Here is a 16120-nt window from a genome sequence, read left to right on the forward strand (position 1 = left end):
CGTCATAACTTTCCGTACATATAACGCTCGCAGCACAGGCCGAAACCCGCGCAGCGGTTGAGGTCCAGGCCACGCAGTGGCCGTTTGTGACTGCGTTTGTTATGCATTACCTTAACCTGAAAAACAAGCATAGCTCGCAAAAAGTGATGTAATAGCTAAACCAATAAATGACGAAGCGAGTGGCACTAAAAGAACGTTATCATTCATTGAACCTGGTTTCCTTTTTTCTACTATTTTAAATTTGAGGAGATAACCAAATACCGCCATTAAGCTAAAAGTTAGGCTTAAAATTAATAGTGAAGAAAAAAACATTACACGGTTAAACCCAGAAAAGCAGAATTTACTACGCCTACTTATGTATATGAAGTCATCAAATGTAAATCCATAGACAGAAAATGCAAGTAAGCTAAAGAATACTACCGAAAATATCGCTAGCCCCGCTTCTTCCTTTAATGTCAGGTTTCTGAAATCAGTCATATCAGTAATGCATAACGCGCGCCTAAACGGCGAGCAACTTGTTGCGAGTCCAGCGGCCGCAGGCCGCGATGTTTAAGGCGCTTGTTAGGCATTTTTTACCCTGCCACATTTTAAAACAAAGTAACTTACAAAAATAATAGATGGCAATGCGTAACCAATTGCAATTAGAAATCCCGTGGTTGAGGTAGCAACGCCAAACAGGAGAACTGCCAGCACACCTAAGATGTAACCAAAATATATTTTTTTTTCATACCTCAACTCCCGAAACTTATAATGTTTTATGTCGGATAAGTAATTATTGCCAAAAAAAACGGCTAGCAAACCCAATAATGCAAAAGGCACTGACACTAGTGCTGAATATGCCTCAGCGCCAATTAACAAGATAGCGCCTCCGAAAAGGGACAGAAGCATTAACCCAACATAAGTGTTAACTAGAAAAGAACGCATGATCAAAAAGCCTAACGCACGCCTAAACGGCGAGCAACTTGTTGCGAGTCCAGCGGCCGCAGGCCGCGATGTTTAAGGCGCTTGTTAGCATCTTACCCTGAACTGGTAAATGCAGACCGATACTTAACAAAGCCACGCTTGACCGCCCCTTTAAAACCCTGCTTTTCAAAAAATGCGTGGGAATCTAACCGCTGCGATGAGCTAAGAAGCATGATCTTAGAGCAGTTTGTACTAACGCAAAAAATTTCTATTGCCTTGAATAAGGCAGTACCAGCACCAAGCCCGCGAGCAGCAACATCAACAATAACGTTTTCTACTACAGCAAACGGCTGTTTACGAAACATAACATCAGAACACAATGACACTAGCCCGCTCCCGACAACATTACCTTGGTAGTCACAGACAAATAGCTTTGAGCGCGCATCCTCATAAAGAGTCTGTATTTGTTCTGGCTCCACATTTACCGCAGTGTTATTAACCAACTGGTTATACAATTCAGACAATCTTAATGCATCTTCAGGCTTTGCTTCACGAACTCTCAAATGAACACCTACCATCCTGAAATGCTAACGCCCGCCACAAACGCGAGCAACTTGTTGCGAGTCGAGCGCCCAAAGGGCGCGTTTTTGATGGCGCTTGTTAAGTTTTTTCATCGCAAATTATTTTGTAATTTTTATATAGTAAAGGCCAAGGGTTGAACTCTACAACTTTAATCGTGCTACCTCGTATAGAACGTGAGCAATTCTTCAGAGAGGCCTTTATAACACTGCCATCATCAAGTTCAACGTCCGCGATTAAAACGTAATTCGACTTCACAAAGTTGTGCTGTTTTACAAGTTTTATTCGTCCTTCGATCTCAGAACCTCTTACACCGCCGAAGTAAAAATATTCAAATAACAAATATGCCGCCAAAAAAAATGACAGAAATAGTAGAACATTTTTTACGGAGAAATTTTCGTCCATACAAACTTAACGCCGCATTAAGCGGCGAAAATTGTTTTTCATTTTTGTCCGCTTTAATGCTTTGTTATCTCTAATTTACTCATGTTAGCCTCTAGGTCTTTTAAGTACCTTTCAATCTCTAGGTCATAACTATACTTAGGAATTAATCTGCTTGTGCAATAGTTAACTGAGCCATTTATATCTGTAATGAATACATATTTCGAGCCTACTTCAATTGGGAAGCCACATGCCGCGCTATCTAGGTAAGTCTCAACCGTTGTTGGCATCACTTCACTTCTTTTAAATATCTTCTCAATATCGAAACTAGCTACCACTCTCGAATATTTCCCGTTTGAAGATATCGCTTTTGCGTCTTTAACGAATGCAATAAATACATTTTCAACGTAATCACTTTCCATTACCTCTTTTCCAGAAAGTTCAGCGCAACTACAGGCGTATGAATGGCTTGAATATAAAGTAAATATTAAAATTATTAGGGTTTTCAAAATAACCTCATTAGAGATAACAGCTTAGTAAATTGTAACGTCCACGCTTTCATGCCGTGTAAATTACATTCTATCTTTTGTAAAAAAATTGAAGTTACGCTTTAAGCTTCTAAAAATCAATATATTTTTGTGGCGTTCTCGGGCACAGATTGGGGAAAGCGCGGTTTAAGCTTGCGATTCACTTGCTAACAATTAATCTACCTACTACTGTATGTTCATACATACCCATTTATTTAAGAGGTGTTTCTTATGGCATCGCCATTTTTACAGTACATCGCTGAATTTATGTATGCCCGCCGTTATGCCAAAAGAACAGTTGAAGGTTATTTATACTGGATAAAGTTTTACATTCTTTATCATAAAAAACAGCATCCTTCGGTTCTGTCAGACCAGGATGTAGAGACGTTTTTAAGCTTTTTGGTAAATCAGCGTAACGTAGCGCCGCGAACCCAGGCTACCGCATTAAATGCACTGAGTTTCCTCTACAGTAAAGTGTTGCAGCAACCGCTATCACTGAATTTGAATTTTAATCGCTCTCAGGTTTCACCAAAGTTACCCGTGGTATTAACCCGTAGCGAAATTTCTGCGCTGTTAAAGGTAGTTGACCCTAAATATAAACTACTTACCCAATTAATGTACGGTAGTGGGTTGCGGCTGATGGAAGCCGTTAGGTTACGCGTGCATGACATTGATTACGACTATTTATCAGTGATGGTGTGGCAAGGTAAAGGTAATAAAAACCGGCGGGTCACCCTGGCGCCTGAGCTAGTACCGGCCCTTAAACAACAAAGCCAATATGTTCTGCAGTACTTCCAGGCTGACTTGGAAAACCCTGAGTATAGTGGTGTTTGGTTACCTTTCGCGTTAGCCCGCAAAAACCCGGGCGCACCAAAGCAAATTGGTTGGCAATACTTATTTCCATCCGGCAGGCTTAATGCTGACCCTGACAGTAAACTACTGCGCAGACATCACCTGGATGAAACGTGTTTAAGGCGGGAAGTTAAAATAGCCGCCAGAAAGGCCAGAATAAGCAAGAATGTTACCTGCCACACGCTACGCCATTCGTTCGCTACTCACCTGCTTGAGTCTGGCGCAGATATCCGCACCGTGCAAGAGCAGCTTGGCCATACCGATGTGCGTACCACCCAGATATACACCCACGTTCTAAAACAAGGCGCCAGCGGCGTAAAAAGCCCACTGTCGATGTTGGTATGATAACACTTTTTTGACAATGGCTTTTTACAGACATTTTGCATATTCCTCAATATCACTTACTATTCACCTCGCTTTCCTGACAGGAATACCCAAGAATTCAATCGTTAATTCAACATATTATGCTGTTAAGAAACGATTAGGAGACACAGATGAAATTCGGTGAATACTTAAAAGCCCAACGTGAAAACGCCGGCTGGACTCAGCCCGAGGCAGCCAGCAAGATAGCGATAGAACAGTCGTACCTGTCTAAGTTGGAAAACGATAAAGCCGTACCGTCAGCGGAGATTTTTGACCGCTTGATGCAAATATATCAGTTCAGGGTAAAGCAGATCAGCGAACAGGTCACTAGTAATGAACTTGAGAAACTAAAAGACATTGCACTGGTGCGTGAGTTTATTATTACCCGTAAAAGAGCCGAAACCGCCAGCAGAAAACGATGGTTAATTGCTGGTCTGGCGATGGAAATGTTTGGCACCCTGATTTTTTCAGCGGGCATTGCCATGAAAGATTACGCTTATGTCAGCTATGTTTATGAATCTAAGGGCGTAATCAATGAGAACGAAGCAATAACCCTGTTTACCGAGATGCCCAATTATGAATGGTTTGAACGCAGAATGCGTAGCGAACCCGAGCGCCAAAAGCTGACAGAGCACCCCTTATTTTCACGTTTAGAGTATCAGCAAGTCAGTTGGCGTCAGGACCGGGGTAATTTTTATGATATTGACGTGGCTGGCGCGAAAAGACGGTTCCTGCTTATTCAGCAGAAATTGACGCCAGACCATCGAGTTTTTTATATTTTCGTGTCGCTGGGCGCCATGCTAATGATGGGCGGCTTTTGTTGCTTTTATCTCAGCAAAAGGTGGTGACGAACTTCTTTGTTATAAGCTTAAACTCATAGTTGGCCGCGTATTTACGGTGGTGGATAACGCCGTTACCGGCCTTGGTGTTTAACTTGCTGCCACAATGCCTCCATTTCATCCAGGTTACTTTGCTGTGGGGTTTTATCTTGTTCGGCCAATAGCTGCTCTACACCACGAAAGCGCGTTTCGAACTTGCTATTGGCGGCGCGCAGCACCGCTTCGGGGTCGAGTTTATGTTTGCGTACCACATTAACCAGCGCAAACATTAAATCGCCAAGCTCTTCCTCTAACGCTTTACTTCCTGGTGCGGTTTGCTCCACTTCCAGTATTTCTTCTTTTACCTTATCCCAGCAGCCGCTTACATCGGGCCAGTCGAAGCCGACGTTAGCGCAGCGTTTTTGCAGCTTGTAAGCGCGGCTAAGTGCTGGCATGGCCATGGGGATATTATCCAGCACACTGTGCTGCCCGGTTGCTATGCGCTCGCCGCTTTTCAGCGCTTCCCAGTTTTGCAGCACTGTTTCTGCATTAAGCGGTTCGGCATTAAGCACCTTTTCTGCATCAGGGGCAGCATCTGCGCTTAGCTCACCAAACACATGCGGGTGGCGCCGCTCTAGTTTGTCGCAAATGGCGGCCACGCAGTCATCAAAGGCAAAACGGCCGTCTTCTTTGGCCAGCTGAGCGTAAAACACCACCTGAAACAATAAATCGCCCAGCTCATCTTTTAACTCGTCAAAGTTTTCACGCGCAATGGCATCGGCCACTTCGTAGGCTTCTTCCAGGGTGTAGGGCACGATGCTGGCGTAGCTTTGTTTAAGGTCCCACGGGCAGCCGGTTTGCGGGTCACGCAAAGCGCTCATTATGCTTAAAAGGCGTTGAATATTATCTGCCACACTGCTCTCTTTTATTTTTGGCTTTAACGGCTTAATGATGAAAGCGCTTGGCTTCTATCACATCATCTATCTGGCTGACTTTACTTAATAATTTATTAAGTGAGTCCAGGTTGTATAGCTCCATGGTCATATTAATTACCGCGGTTTGCTCTTTAATATCTGAACTGCTGCTCATTTTCGTAACGTTGGCTTTTTCGTTAGCTAAAATGCTGGTGATATCACGCAATAAACCGTTGCGATCGTGCGCCACAATCCGGATATCCACTTCATAACCCGAAGCATATTTGTCGCCCCAGGTAGCATCAACCACCCGTTCCGGGTGCGTATCCTGCAGAGTTTTAAACTGGTCGCAGTCGTCGCGGTGAATGGCAATACCACGGCCCTGGGTGATATAACCAATAATGGCATCGCCCGGCAGCGGCTGGCAGCAACCGGCCATATGGGTTAATAAATTACCTACCCCCTGCACCACCACGTCGCTTTTGGTTTTGGTAGCCGGTAAGGGTTTGGTTCTCAGCCTGGGGTCAATTTCTGGCAGCTCCAGCTTACCACTCTGGCTTTGAATAAAGTGCACCACCTGGGTCACTTTAATTTCGCCGCCGCCAATGCCCACCAACAGCTCGTCCATCGAGCTGACATTAAAGCGGCTCAGTACTTTGGCCGGGTACTCCATTAACAGATTTAAGCGGCTCAGTTCAGTATCCAGCAGCTCTTTGCCGGCAGCCAGGTTTTTATCCCGATCTTGCAGCCGGAACCAATACTGCACTTTCGAGCGGGCCCGGCTGGATTTTAAATAGCCTAAATTGGGGTTTAACCAGTCGCGGCTGGGATTAGGCTCGCGCCCGGTGAGAATTTCCACCTGATCGCCGGTTTTCAGCTGATAGGTAAAAGGCACTATGCGGCCGGATATTTTGGCGCCAATACAACGGTGGCCCACGTTAGAGTGTACATAGTAGGCAAAATCAAGCGGCGTCGAGCCTATCGGCAAATCGACAATATCGCCTTTGGGGGTAAACACATATACCCGGTCTTCAATCACCTGGGTGCGCAGCTCTTCGGCTAAGTCGGTGCCGTCTACCACGTCTTCCTGCCATTGCAGTAACTTACGCAGCCAGCCAATTTTTTCATCATTGGCCACCACTTTATTACTGCCTGCAGCGCCTTCTTTATAGCGCCAGTGCGCAGCCACGCCAAGTTCGGCGTCTTCATGCATTTGCCGGGTACGTATTTGTATTTCCACTGCCCGGCCCTGCGGCCCTAACACCACGGTATGAATAGACTGATAGCCGTTCTGTTTTGGCGTGGCAATATAATCGTCAAACTCTTTGGGTAAATGGCGCCAGCCGGTATGCACTATACCCAGCGCGCCATAACAATCCTGCACCCGCTCGGCGACAATGCGCACCGCACGGATATCAAACAGCTGATCAAAACTCAGCTGTTTTTTCTGCATTTTTTTCCAGATGCTGAAAATATGTTTGGGCCGGCCATACACTTCCACATCCAGATTGGCTTCCTGCATTTTCTGCCGCACCGAGGCAACAAAATCCTGCATATATTGCTCGCGATCCAGCCGCTTTTCTTCCAGCAAACTGGCTACTTGCTTATATACGCCAGGGTGCAGGTAACGAAATGCTAAATCTTCCAGCTCCCACTTTAACTGGCCAATGCCCAGCCGGTTGGCCAATGGCGCAAAAATCGCGTTAGTTTCTTTGGCGGCCAGTACCCGGGTTTCTTCATCGGTATCTTTTACATCACGCAAATAGCAAATTTGCGCCGCCAGTTTCAGCACCACCGCCCGCACATCTTCCACCATGGCCAGCAGCATTTTACGTAAATTGTCAGCTTGTTGTGGGTTAACACTTTGGTTGGCACCGGTAGGAATAGTGCGAATGGCATCCATTTGCTGCACCGAGTGCAGCAAGCCAATCACAGTGGGGGTAAATTCCAGCGCCAGCTTATCTTCGGTTAACAGATGGGCGTCAAACGCCGGAAATAACAGCGCCGCCAGCAGCGAGTCATGGTCCATTTTTAAGTCAGCCAGAATTTCAACCATTTCCCAGCCGGTACGCACCTGGGCAATGCTATCGTCCAGGCCTTGCTGCTTTAACCATAAACCGCAGTTGAGCAAGGCGCTGATCTTTTTCTCAGTCAACCCCAGTGAACACAGCCATTCCAGCGTATCACCGCCATGATAGCCACTACTATGAGACTGACGAACCCTGACCATGGAAACTCCTTATTTTTTAACGGCCTTGCTAAACAATGCCATTAGCTCCAAATGACTGGTATGCGGGAACATATCTACCCCGGCCAGCTTTTGCAACTGGTAGCCGTTAGCCAGTAATACTTTGGCATCGCGGGCAAAGGTGGCCGCGTTGCACGACACGTACAATATTTGTGCCGCTTTAAGTGCAGCAACCTGCTCTATCGCTCCCTGCGCTCCGGCCCGGGCCGGGTCCAGCAGCACTTTAGTGTAATGCTGCTGACGCCATGGCGCATCTGGCCAGGGCAGGTGCAGATCCGCCTGGGCGAAGCTGGCATTAGTCAGACCATTCAACTGCGCATTGGTTGCCGCTTGTTGCACCATTTTGGCCACACCTTCAATACCCTGCACCGCTTTGGCGTGCCGGGCCAGTGCCAGGCTGAAATTACCAATGCCGGCATATAAATCCAGAATAACGTCATTAGCGTCAACGTCGAGCCAGGCCAAGGCCTGGCTAACCAATTGCTGGTTCACGGCCTCGTTCACCTGAATAAAATCACCGGGTTGAAACTGCAGCTGAAGGTCTTGCTCTGTCAGGGTATAGGCCGGCACCGGCGTGTCGGCCTGCCACGCCTGTAAGCTACCGCTGCCGTCGTCGCCCAGAAAATATGCGTCGGGCCACGCCTGACTAAAGCCTTGCTGCTGCGCCGGGCTGAGCGGTTTAACATGGCGCACTACCACGTAGGGCTGCGTGCCTGCGCTAAATAACTCAAGGTGGGTAACAGCCCCGGGCTCGGGTAAAGCTTTGATCAGCGGCGGCAACAACTGCCACGCCGCTGCCAGTTCCGGGCGCAGCATACTGCATTGGTTGATAGCGCTGATATTTTTACTACCCTCAGCGCGAAACCCAACACTGAGTAGCCGGGTCTTTTTGTCGTACCAGACACCCAGCCGGGCTTTGCGCCGGTAATGCAGCGCTGGCCCGCTTAGCATGGGCTGCCACGGCAAGGCACCAAGGCCGGTCTGGTGACGAATAAGCTGGTCTACCCCCTGCTGTTTAAGCAGCTGTTGCTGCTCAGTACTCAGATATTGCAGCTGGCAACCACCACACTGGCTGAAATGCGGACAAAACGGCGTTTGTCGCTCTGGTGCAGCAGTCAGTACACGCAAAGTGCGGGCTTTTAAATAGCCCGCTTTATCTGCCGTTACCTGTACCTGTACTTTTTCGCCGCTGAGCGCACCGCTGACAAAGGCAATTTTTTGCTGATAGCGGCTAAGACCATTAACCTCATAGTCGGTGCTATCGATATCCAGGGTCAGGATAGCCTTGTTCACTCTGGCTTTAGTCTTTGCTTTATATAGTGTTACCATCTGAACTCTTTACCAACTGAAGTATGTGCTGTAGGCAATTACAAATTGTTGTGTCATTATGGGCCAGCCCGCAACTATTGTATCAAGCCTTGGCGCGAATGACGAAAATTGCTTTACGCTACTGGATATTACTCTGTGCTTTACTGCCCGCCGTGCTGGCCAGTGTAGGCCTGGGCAGCTATTTTACGTACAGTAAAACCGCGGAGCTGCAGCTTAACCTGACAGTTCAGGCCAGAAATATCGCGGTACCACTGGCTATTAGCAGCGAAAAGTTGCTGCAAGACAATAATATCATTGCCATTCAGGAACTGCTCAACACCAGCCACCGCCTGAACTCGCCACTGCTAAGCAATATAGCGCTGTTTAGCAGCGACGGCCAGCTGCTGGCCAGCAGTAATCCACAGCACAGGGCAACCAACTACCCCCCAATTACTGCTGCCAGTAACAGCGCTGCGGCTCAGTTATTACCCTATGAACAAAGTTTGCTGGCCTATCAACCGTTGCGGTTTGACAACAGCCCAGCGGCCGCGGCGCCCTATTTGCTGCTGCATTTACAAAATGAGCACATTTTGTTGCAGCAACAACGCTACAAACTGCATGTGGTGATGTTAGTTGTCGCCGTTATTATGTTGTGTGTACTGCTAAGTCAGCTGGTGCGTCAGAAAATTCAGCCGATGCTAAGTCAGCTGCAGCTGCAGTTGCAACAACTGCAAGCCGGCCATTATCAGCAGCAACACAATGTGTCAGGCATTAAAGAGCTCGACCAGATTCAGGCCAGTATCAACCAACTCAGCACCCAGCTCAGCTCGCTGGAGCAGGAAATGCACCAGAATATTGAGCAGGTTACCAGCGATTTACAGCTCAGTATGGAGCAGCTGGAAGTCCAGAATATTCAACTGGATTTCGCCCGACGCAAAGCGCTGGAAGAAAACCGGCAGAAATCAGAATTCCTGGCGAAAATGAGCCATGAATTACGCACCCCGTTAAATGGCGTGATCGGTTTTACCCGGCAGTTGCTGAAAACCCAGCTCAGTGCCAACCAGCATGATTACCTGAGCACCATTCAAAAGTCGGCTAATAGCCTGCTGCACCTGGTGCATGACGTGCTGGACTTTTCCAAACTGGAAGAAGGCCGGATGTCAATAAACCCCGAGCCTTTTTCGCTGCGCGATCTGTTAAACGATGCCACCGAGCTGCTGGCCGCCAATGCGTTCGATAAGCATCTTGAGCTGGTGATGATGATAGACAACGGCTGCCCGGATGATTTAATCGCCGACCCGGGCCGCCTGACCCAGGTGCTGATGAATATCGCCGGTAATGCCATTAAATTTACCGAACATGGCAGCATTGTGATCCGGGTTAGCAGCACCTTGCTGAACGAAGATCAGCTGATCCTGCATTGCTCGGTGCAAGACACCGGCCGTGGCATTCATGAAGATAAACAACAGCATATTTTCCAGGGCTTCAGCAGCAGCCAACCCAATGATCATCAAAGTGGTTCAGGCCTCGGCCTGATGATCTCGCAGCGCCTGGTGCAGGCAATGGGCGGTAATATCGGCTTTGAAAGTAAAGCGGCTGAGGGCTCAACCTTCTGGTTTACCATTAAATGTCAGCGCCATTATTTATCGGTAGCAGAACCGCTGCCCACTGAAGTGCTGGAAAGCAAAACCCTGCTGTATTTTGAGCCGCAACAATACTCGCGGGAAGCCACCCTTAACCTGCTGCATGGCTGGGGTTTGCAAGTTACTGCCTGCGCCACTAAAGGCCAGTTACAACAAGCACTAAACCATGGCCAGCAATACGATATCGGCTTAATTGGCAGGGCGATTGCCATTAATCAGGTGAATCTGGTGATCAATTTAGTGCAGCAAATCCGGCCCAGTTGCCAGCACACCTATTTGCTGGTGAATACGCTGTCACCTAATTTGCGCGAAGCCATGCTCTCTTCAGGTGCCAATGCCTGCCTGCCTAAACCAACCCATCAACGAAAACTGGCTTTTGCGCTGGCAAAACCCTATTTAGATCAGACCAATAATCTGCCGCAACCTTTAGCAGCCCCCAGGGCTGCACTAAAAGTTCTGACGGTTGACGATAACGAAGCCAACCTGAAACTGATTAATACCCTACTGACCGAACTGGTGGAGCAACTTGAATCTGCCACCAACGGTGCTGATGCCTGGCAAAAGGCCACCCAGCATGTATACGACATTATTTTTATGGATATTAATATGCCGGTGATGGATGGCATTAGTGCCTGCCAACGGATCCGGCAAAGCTCGTTAAACGAACATACCCCCATTATTGCCGTTACCGCCCATGCGGTGGCTGGCGAGCGGGCACGCTTGCTATCACTGGGTTTTAACGAGTTTTTAAGTAAACCGCTCGACGACAAAATGCTGCATTACACCTTGCAGGAGTTTTGCCCACTGATAGGCCAGAGTCATACGGATAATGACACCCACCATCCCAGCCGTGATGCTAATGGCCTGATTGACTGGAAAATTGCCCTGCAACGCGCCGGCGGCAAGCCGGCGCTCGCCAAAGATATGCTGAAAATGCTGTTAACCGGCTTGCCTGAGACCCAGCAACAATTAACTGCAGCAATCAGCGCTAATAATGCCGAGCAACTGCTGCAGCTGATCCATAAACTGCATGGTGCCTGCTGCTACACCGGGGTGCCCAGTCTGAAAACACTGGCCGAGACCCTGGAAACCCAGCTGAAAAGCGGCATCAGTCTGCAACAATTAGAGCCCGAACTGTTTGAACTGGACGATGTATTAAGTGCACTATGCCTGCTGGATACCCGCTGGCTGGAACAGCTTAAGCTTCCAGAATAACCGTGGCCATCGCATACGCCTGCTCATCACTTAGTGATAACCAGCACTGTCTGACCCCTAAGCTGTTGGCCAACTCAGCGGCGTAACCACTGAACTGCAGTAGCGGCCGGCCATGCTGATCATTGCTGATTTCAATATGCTGAAACGATACGCCACGGCCAATACCGGTACCCAGTGCCTTAGCAGCAGCTTCCTTGGCAGCAAAGCGTTTGGCAAAATAACGGCTGGCCAGCGCATGGCCGGCAAAACGCTGCTGCTCTGTGTCGGTCAGCACCCGCTTAACCAGGCCAGGCGAACGGGCCAGGCTTTGCTCAATCCGGCTTATTTCAACAATATCGGTGCCTAAACCAATAATGGCCATTAGCGCCGGGCCTCCACCATCAACCTTTTCATTTCCGTTACCGCACCGGCCAAACCACTGAAAATGGCGCGGGCAACAATGGCATGGCCAATGTTCAGCTCATACATCTGCGGTATTGCCGCTATCGGCTGCACATTATGATAATGCAGGCCGTGGCCGGCATTTACGGTTAGTCCCAGCGATGCCGCATACGCTGCCGCTTCGGTAATTCTGGCCAGCTCAGCCTGTTGCACCTTGCTATCGGTTGCCTCGGCATAGCGGCCAGTGTGTATTTCAATAAAGGGCGCACCGCTGGCAGCAGCCGCGGCAATCTGGGCGTGGTCGGCATCAATAAATAACGACACCAGAACATTATCTGTCGCCAGCTGGCTGACCGCATCGGTCATCCGGCTAAGCTGCCCGGCCACATCCAGGCCACCTTCAGTGGTCAGCTCCTGGCGCTTTTCCGGCACTAAGCAGCAAAAGTGAGGCTTGAGTTTACCGGCAATATTCAGCATTTCGTCGGTAACGGCCATTTCAAAGTTCAGACGGGTACTCAGGGTCTGGCGCAGTAAAAACACATCGCGGTCAATAATATGCCGCCGATCTTCACGCAAATGCACGGTAATGCCATCGGCACCGGCTTGCTCAGCCAGCAGCGCCGCATGCAACGGCTCAGGGTAGCTGGTACCACGGGCCTGACGTAAGGTGGCCACGTGATCAATATTAACACCAAGATAAATAGGGCTCATAACGGCTCCGGTATTAGGTTGTGGATGCAGATTGCGACGAAAATATACCTGTTAAACCTCTAGCTTAAACAAGGCCCGGCTGCGCAGCGGTTTGTCGCCCAATAAGGGCGCCAGTAACCGCCGGCTGAGTTGCTTGGCTACCTGTTGGCTGCCGCTGTGTTGCCAGTCGTGCCGGCCAATCGCTAACAGTGCCGTCCCCGGCCAACCCGAGTTAGCTGCAACAAAACCTTGCTCTGGCTGCCAGCCATACTGGCCGTCAGCGTGCAACGCAGTGCCGCTGGCATCGTGCTGCCAGTCGACCGCTAACCCCAGTTCGCTTAACAGGGCAAATTCGAACTCACGCAAACAAGGCTCAAGTTGCTCAGGCGCTTGCTGCGCCAGATTAAGCGCCGTCAGGCTTTGCTGATAATGCTCAAATAACTGCTCAGCCGCCATATCGTCAGGCCAGAGCCGGCAAATTAATTCATTTAAATAAAGCGCACTAAACAAAAATTTACCGTTAAAACGTCTGGCCGGCGCCAGTTCGTCTAAGGTTGCCACCGTTTTTAAACTACTGCGCCCGGTCAGTGCCACGGTAAACAGCTGAAATGGCTGCAACGCAAAACGTTGTTTGCCCTGGCGCTTGCGGATCACTGCCGATACCCGGCCCTGCTCTGGCAGTAACAGCTGCAGCAGCAGTTTATTGTCCTGAAACGGCCGGCTATGCAGAATGTAGGCGGGACATAGCGGCTGCATTGGCTTAGGCCTCAGTTCTGAACACGGTTAATCTTCACCATAACCGAGACTGCGCAAGGCACGTTCGTCATCGGCCCAGCCCGATTTTACCTTTACCCACACTTGCAGAAATACCGGCTGTTCTAACATGGTGGCCATATCCAGCCTGGCTTCGGTGGCAATGGTTTTAATCCGTTCGCCTTTATTGCCAATTACCATGCGTTTCTGACTTTCCCGCTCCACCAATACTAAGGCAGCAATATGAAAATGCTTCTCTTCCCACTTAAAACGCTCAATTTCAACTGTTACCGAGTAAGGCAGTTCATCACCAAGAAAGCGCATCAGTTTTTCGCGGACAATTTCTGCCGCCATAAAGCGCTGCGAGCGGTCAGTAATATAGTCTTCCGGAAAAAAGAACTCACACAAAGGCAAGTGTTGCTGCACCACTTTACGCAGTGCCGCCACGTTATCGCCGCTCTCAGCAGATAACGGCACCACGTCAACAAAGTTAAGCTGGCTGCCCAACCACTGCAAATGCGGCAACAGTTCAGATTTATCCTTGTATAAATCCACTTTGTTTACCACCAACACCACCGGCTTTTCAGAGGCAATCAGCTTATTCAGTACCATCTGATCATCATCGTGCCAGCGGGTGCCTTCCACCACAAACAACACCAGCTCGACATCAGCGATAGAACTGCTGGCGGCTTTATTCATCAGCCGGTTAATGGCCCGCCTTTCATCAATATGCAAACCTGGTGTATCGACGTAAACCGTCTGATAATTATCAACCGTATCGATGCCGACTATCCGGTGACGGGTGGTTTGCGGTTTCTTAGAGGTAATACTGACTTTCTGGCCAACCAGTTTATTTAATAGGGTAGATTTGCCAACATTAGGCCGGCCCACTATTGCCACTAAACCGGCATAGGTAGTCGGCGCAGGGTTATCGTTCATTTTTAATCTGTTCCAAAGCCGCATGTGCAGCATCTTGTTCGGCCTTACGCCGTGAACTGCCTGCGGCAGTAATAGGCTTAAGGCCAGGGACAGTGCAACGCACTGTAAAAGTTTGTTGATGAGCCTCACCGGCCGTCGCGATCACGTCATACACTGGCAATGGCAAGCGCAAGCCTTGCAGATATTCCTGCAAACGGGTCTTAGAATCTTTCTGTTCGCCGGGCGCAATCTGCTTTAAGCGCTCACCAAACCATGTCAGAATTCGCTCACGACAGGCTTCCATGCCGCTGTCTAAAAAGATAGCACCTAAAATCGCTTCCAGCGCATCAGCAAGGATTGACTCGCGCCGATGGCCGCCGCTTTTCAGCTCACCCGGCCCCAGCCGTAAATACTGAGCTATTGCTAATTCCTGCGCAATTTCTGCCAGGGTTACCCCTTTTACCAGCGCCGAGCGCATCCGGGTTAAGTCACCCTCGCGGGTTTGCGGAAATAACTCAAATAAGGTTTGGGCAATAATCAAGCCCAGCACAGCGTCACCCAGAAACTCCAGCCGCTCATTGTGCTTACCTTTGCAGCTGCGATGAGTTAGCGCTTGCTCCAGCAACTCGGGGTTAGCAAACTGATACCCCAGTTTATTCATTAACGGTTTAACCGGTTGTAGCATCAGCCTGCCTTATTCAATTTTACCAAGGCGCTCAAACCGCACGCCAACCGGTACCCAGCCTGGTAACCAGCTATTTGGGTTCTCGCTGAATTCAAAACTCATCCAGATAAATACCGCCTTACCTACCAGGTTGTCGGCGGGCACAAAACCCCAGAACCGGCTGTCACGACTATTATCACGGTTATCACCTATAGCAAAGTAGTGGCCTGCCGGTACCATAAATTCGTCGACAGCGGTGCCCTGTTGCTGATAGTAACCCCGGATTTGATCAGGCACGCCGCGGGTCACCAGGATGTCATGGCCATTTTCACCCAGTGCTTCGCGGTAGCGGCTTTGCGGCAGCTGCCCCTGATAAAACTGATTGTCTGGCAGCAGGGTTTGCGCTACCCGCTCCAGGGCGCCACAACCGCTGGTTTGCCCCTCAACACAGGCCTTCTCGATATACAGCTGCTTATCCCGGTAAATAATCCGGTCGCCCGGCAAGCCAACTATACGTTTAATAAAATCGACAGTGGGCTGCTCCGGGTATTTAAATACCGCAACATCACCATGCTTAGGTAACTTGTTGTGATACAGCGTTTTGCGCCATACCGGGTCTTTCACATCATAGGAGTATTTTTCGACCAGAATAAAATCACCTACCAGCAAGGTCGGCATCATTGAACCTGATGGAATTTGAAACGGCTCATATAAGAACGAGCGAAATAAGGTAATAGCCGCAATCACCGGAAAAATCGACTTTGCCGTTTCAACCACTGCCGGCTCTTTTAATAAGGTATCACTGGTTTCAGCCGGTAACTGACCCGCCGCGCCGCTTTGCGCCAGCACCAGCCGCTCTTTGCGCTTGGGTGCCAGCACCAGCGCATCAAACAGCCAAATCAGGCCGCTGACCAGAGTAAGTAAAACTAATAATATTGCAAAATAACCGGCCATGCGTTTCCC

The 16120-nt window shown here is 49.2% G+C and carries 16 protein-coding genes; 3 read left to right on the top strand and 13 right to left on the bottom strand.

Going from position 1 to position 16120, the window contains the following annotated elements:
• Positions 1-111: 111 nt before the first annotated feature.
• The 4 genes from WG68_RS15195 to WG68_RS15215 form a co-directional block, all read right to left on the bottom strand.
• Positions 112-477, bottom strand: coding sequence for a nucleoside triphosphate pyrophosphohydrolase family protein (locus WG68_RS15195; RefSeq protein ID WP_046558578.1), 366 nt, complete (start codon positions 475-477; stop codon positions 112-114).
• An 84-nt stretch (positions 478-561) separates the two neighbouring features.
• A complete protein-coding gene (locus WG68_RS15200) occupies positions 562-924 on the bottom strand; it encodes a hypothetical protein (protein WP_152663129.1) in 363 nt (120 codons plus the stop codon).
• A 92-nt stretch (positions 925-1016) separates the two neighbouring features.
• Entirely contained in the window at positions 1017-1466 is a 450-nt protein-coding gene (locus WG68_RS15205; RefSeq protein ID WP_235357752.1) for a GNAT family N-acetyltransferase, read from the bottom strand.
• A gap of 474 nt (positions 1467-1940) precedes the next feature.
• Positions 1941-2372 carry a hypothetical protein gene (locus tag WG68_RS15215; protein ID WP_235357753.1) on the bottom strand — a complete coding sequence of 144 codons (432 nt, stop codon included), beginning with the start codon at positions 2370-2372 and terminating at the stop codon, positions 1941-1943.
• Positions 2373-2621: 249 nt separating this feature from the next.
• On the opposite strand from WG68_RS15215, the gene WG68_RS15220 reads away from it, so the two are divergent.
• Both WG68_RS15220 and WG68_RS19225 read left to right on the top strand, forming a co-directional pair.
• On the top strand, positions 2622-3587 hold the full coding sequence (locus tag WG68_RS15220; protein ID WP_046558583.1) for an integron integrase: 966 nt from the start codon (positions 2622-2624) through the stop codon (positions 3585-3587).
• A gap of 149 nt (positions 3588-3736) precedes the next feature.
• Positions 3737-4453: a helix-turn-helix domain-containing protein gene (locus WG68_RS19225; RefSeq protein WP_052749128.1), complete on the top strand. Its 717-nt coding sequence runs from the start codon at positions 3737-3739 to the stop codon at positions 4451-4453.
• 65 nt (positions 4454-4518) lie between these two features.
• Here WG68_RS19225 and mazG read toward each other — a convergent pair whose 3' ends face one another.
• From mazG to rlmD, 3 genes are read right to left on the bottom strand one after another with little or no spacing between them, the layout of a single operon-like run.
• Positions 4519-5337: a nucleoside triphosphate pyrophosphohydrolase gene (gene mazG / locus WG68_RS15230; protein ID WP_083981919.1), complete on the bottom strand. Its 819-nt coding sequence runs from the start codon at positions 5335-5337 to the stop codon at positions 4519-4521.
• Between the two features lie 31 nt (positions 5338-5368).
• Positions 5369-7567: a GTP diphosphokinase gene (relA, locus tag WG68_RS15235; protein WP_046558585.1), complete on the bottom strand. Its 2199-nt coding sequence runs from the start codon at positions 7565-7567 to the stop codon at positions 5369-5371.
• Positions 7568-7576: 9 nt separating this feature from the next.
• Positions 7577-8914 carry a 23S rRNA (uracil(1939)-C(5))-methyltransferase RlmD gene (rlmD, locus tag WG68_RS15240; protein ID WP_046558586.1) on the bottom strand — a complete coding sequence of 446 codons (1338 nt, stop codon included), beginning with the start codon at positions 8912-8914 and terminating at the stop codon, positions 7577-7579.
• Positions 8915-9012: 98 nt separating this feature from the next.
• Between rlmD and WG68_RS15245 the strand changes: the two genes are divergently transcribed.
• Positions 9013-11751: a response regulator gene (locus tag WG68_RS15245; RefSeq protein WP_046558587.1), complete on the top strand. Its 2739-nt coding sequence runs from the start codon at positions 9013-9015 to the stop codon at positions 11749-11751.
• Here WG68_RS15245 and acpS read toward each other — a convergent pair.
• From acpS to lepB, 6 genes are read right to left on the bottom strand one after another with little or no spacing between them, the layout of a single operon-like run.
• The gene (gene acpS / locus WG68_RS15250) at positions 11735-12112 is read right to left on the bottom strand and encodes a holo-ACP synthase (protein WP_046558588.1); all 378 of its coding nucleotides are present in this window, start codon (positions 12110-12112) and stop codon (positions 11735-11737) included. The genes WG68_RS15245 and acpS overlap by 17 nt on opposite strands.
• Positions 12112-12843, bottom strand: a complete 732-nt coding sequence (pdxJ, locus tag WG68_RS15255; RefSeq protein ID WP_046558589.1) for a pyridoxine 5'-phosphate synthase — start codon at positions 12841-12843, stop codon at positions 12112-12114. Before pdxJ ends, acpS begins: the two co-directional genes overlap by 1 nt.
• Before the next feature lie 51 nt (positions 12844-12894).
• A complete protein-coding gene (recO, locus tag WG68_RS15260; RefSeq protein WP_046558590.1) occupies positions 12895-13578 on the bottom strand; it encodes a DNA repair protein RecO in 684 nt (227 codons plus the stop codon).
• A gap of 27 nt (positions 13579-13605) precedes the next feature.
• Positions 13606-14514, bottom strand: a complete 909-nt coding sequence (gene era, locus WG68_RS15265; protein ID WP_046558591.1) for a GTPase Era — start codon at positions 14512-14514, stop codon at positions 13606-13608.
• Positions 14504-15178 (bottom strand): ribonuclease III, encoded by a 675-nt coding sequence (gene rnc / locus WG68_RS15270; protein WP_046558592.1) that lies wholly within the window; start codon positions 15176-15178, stop codon positions 14504-14506. Before rnc ends, era begins: the two co-directional genes overlap by 11 nt.
• Before the next feature lie 9 nt (positions 15179-15187).
• Positions 15188-16111 carry a signal peptidase I gene (lepB, locus tag WG68_RS15275; RefSeq protein WP_046558593.1) on the bottom strand — a complete coding sequence of 308 codons (924 nt, stop codon included), beginning with the start codon at positions 16109-16111 and terminating at the stop codon, positions 15188-15190.
• Between the last annotated feature and the right edge of the window lie 9 nt (positions 16112-16120).

It is taken from the genome of Arsukibacterium ikkense, assembly GCF_000987775.1.
In the GTDB taxonomy this organism is placed as follows: domain Bacteria; phylum Pseudomonadota; class Gammaproteobacteria; order Enterobacterales; family Alteromonadaceae; genus Alishewanella; species Alishewanella ikkense.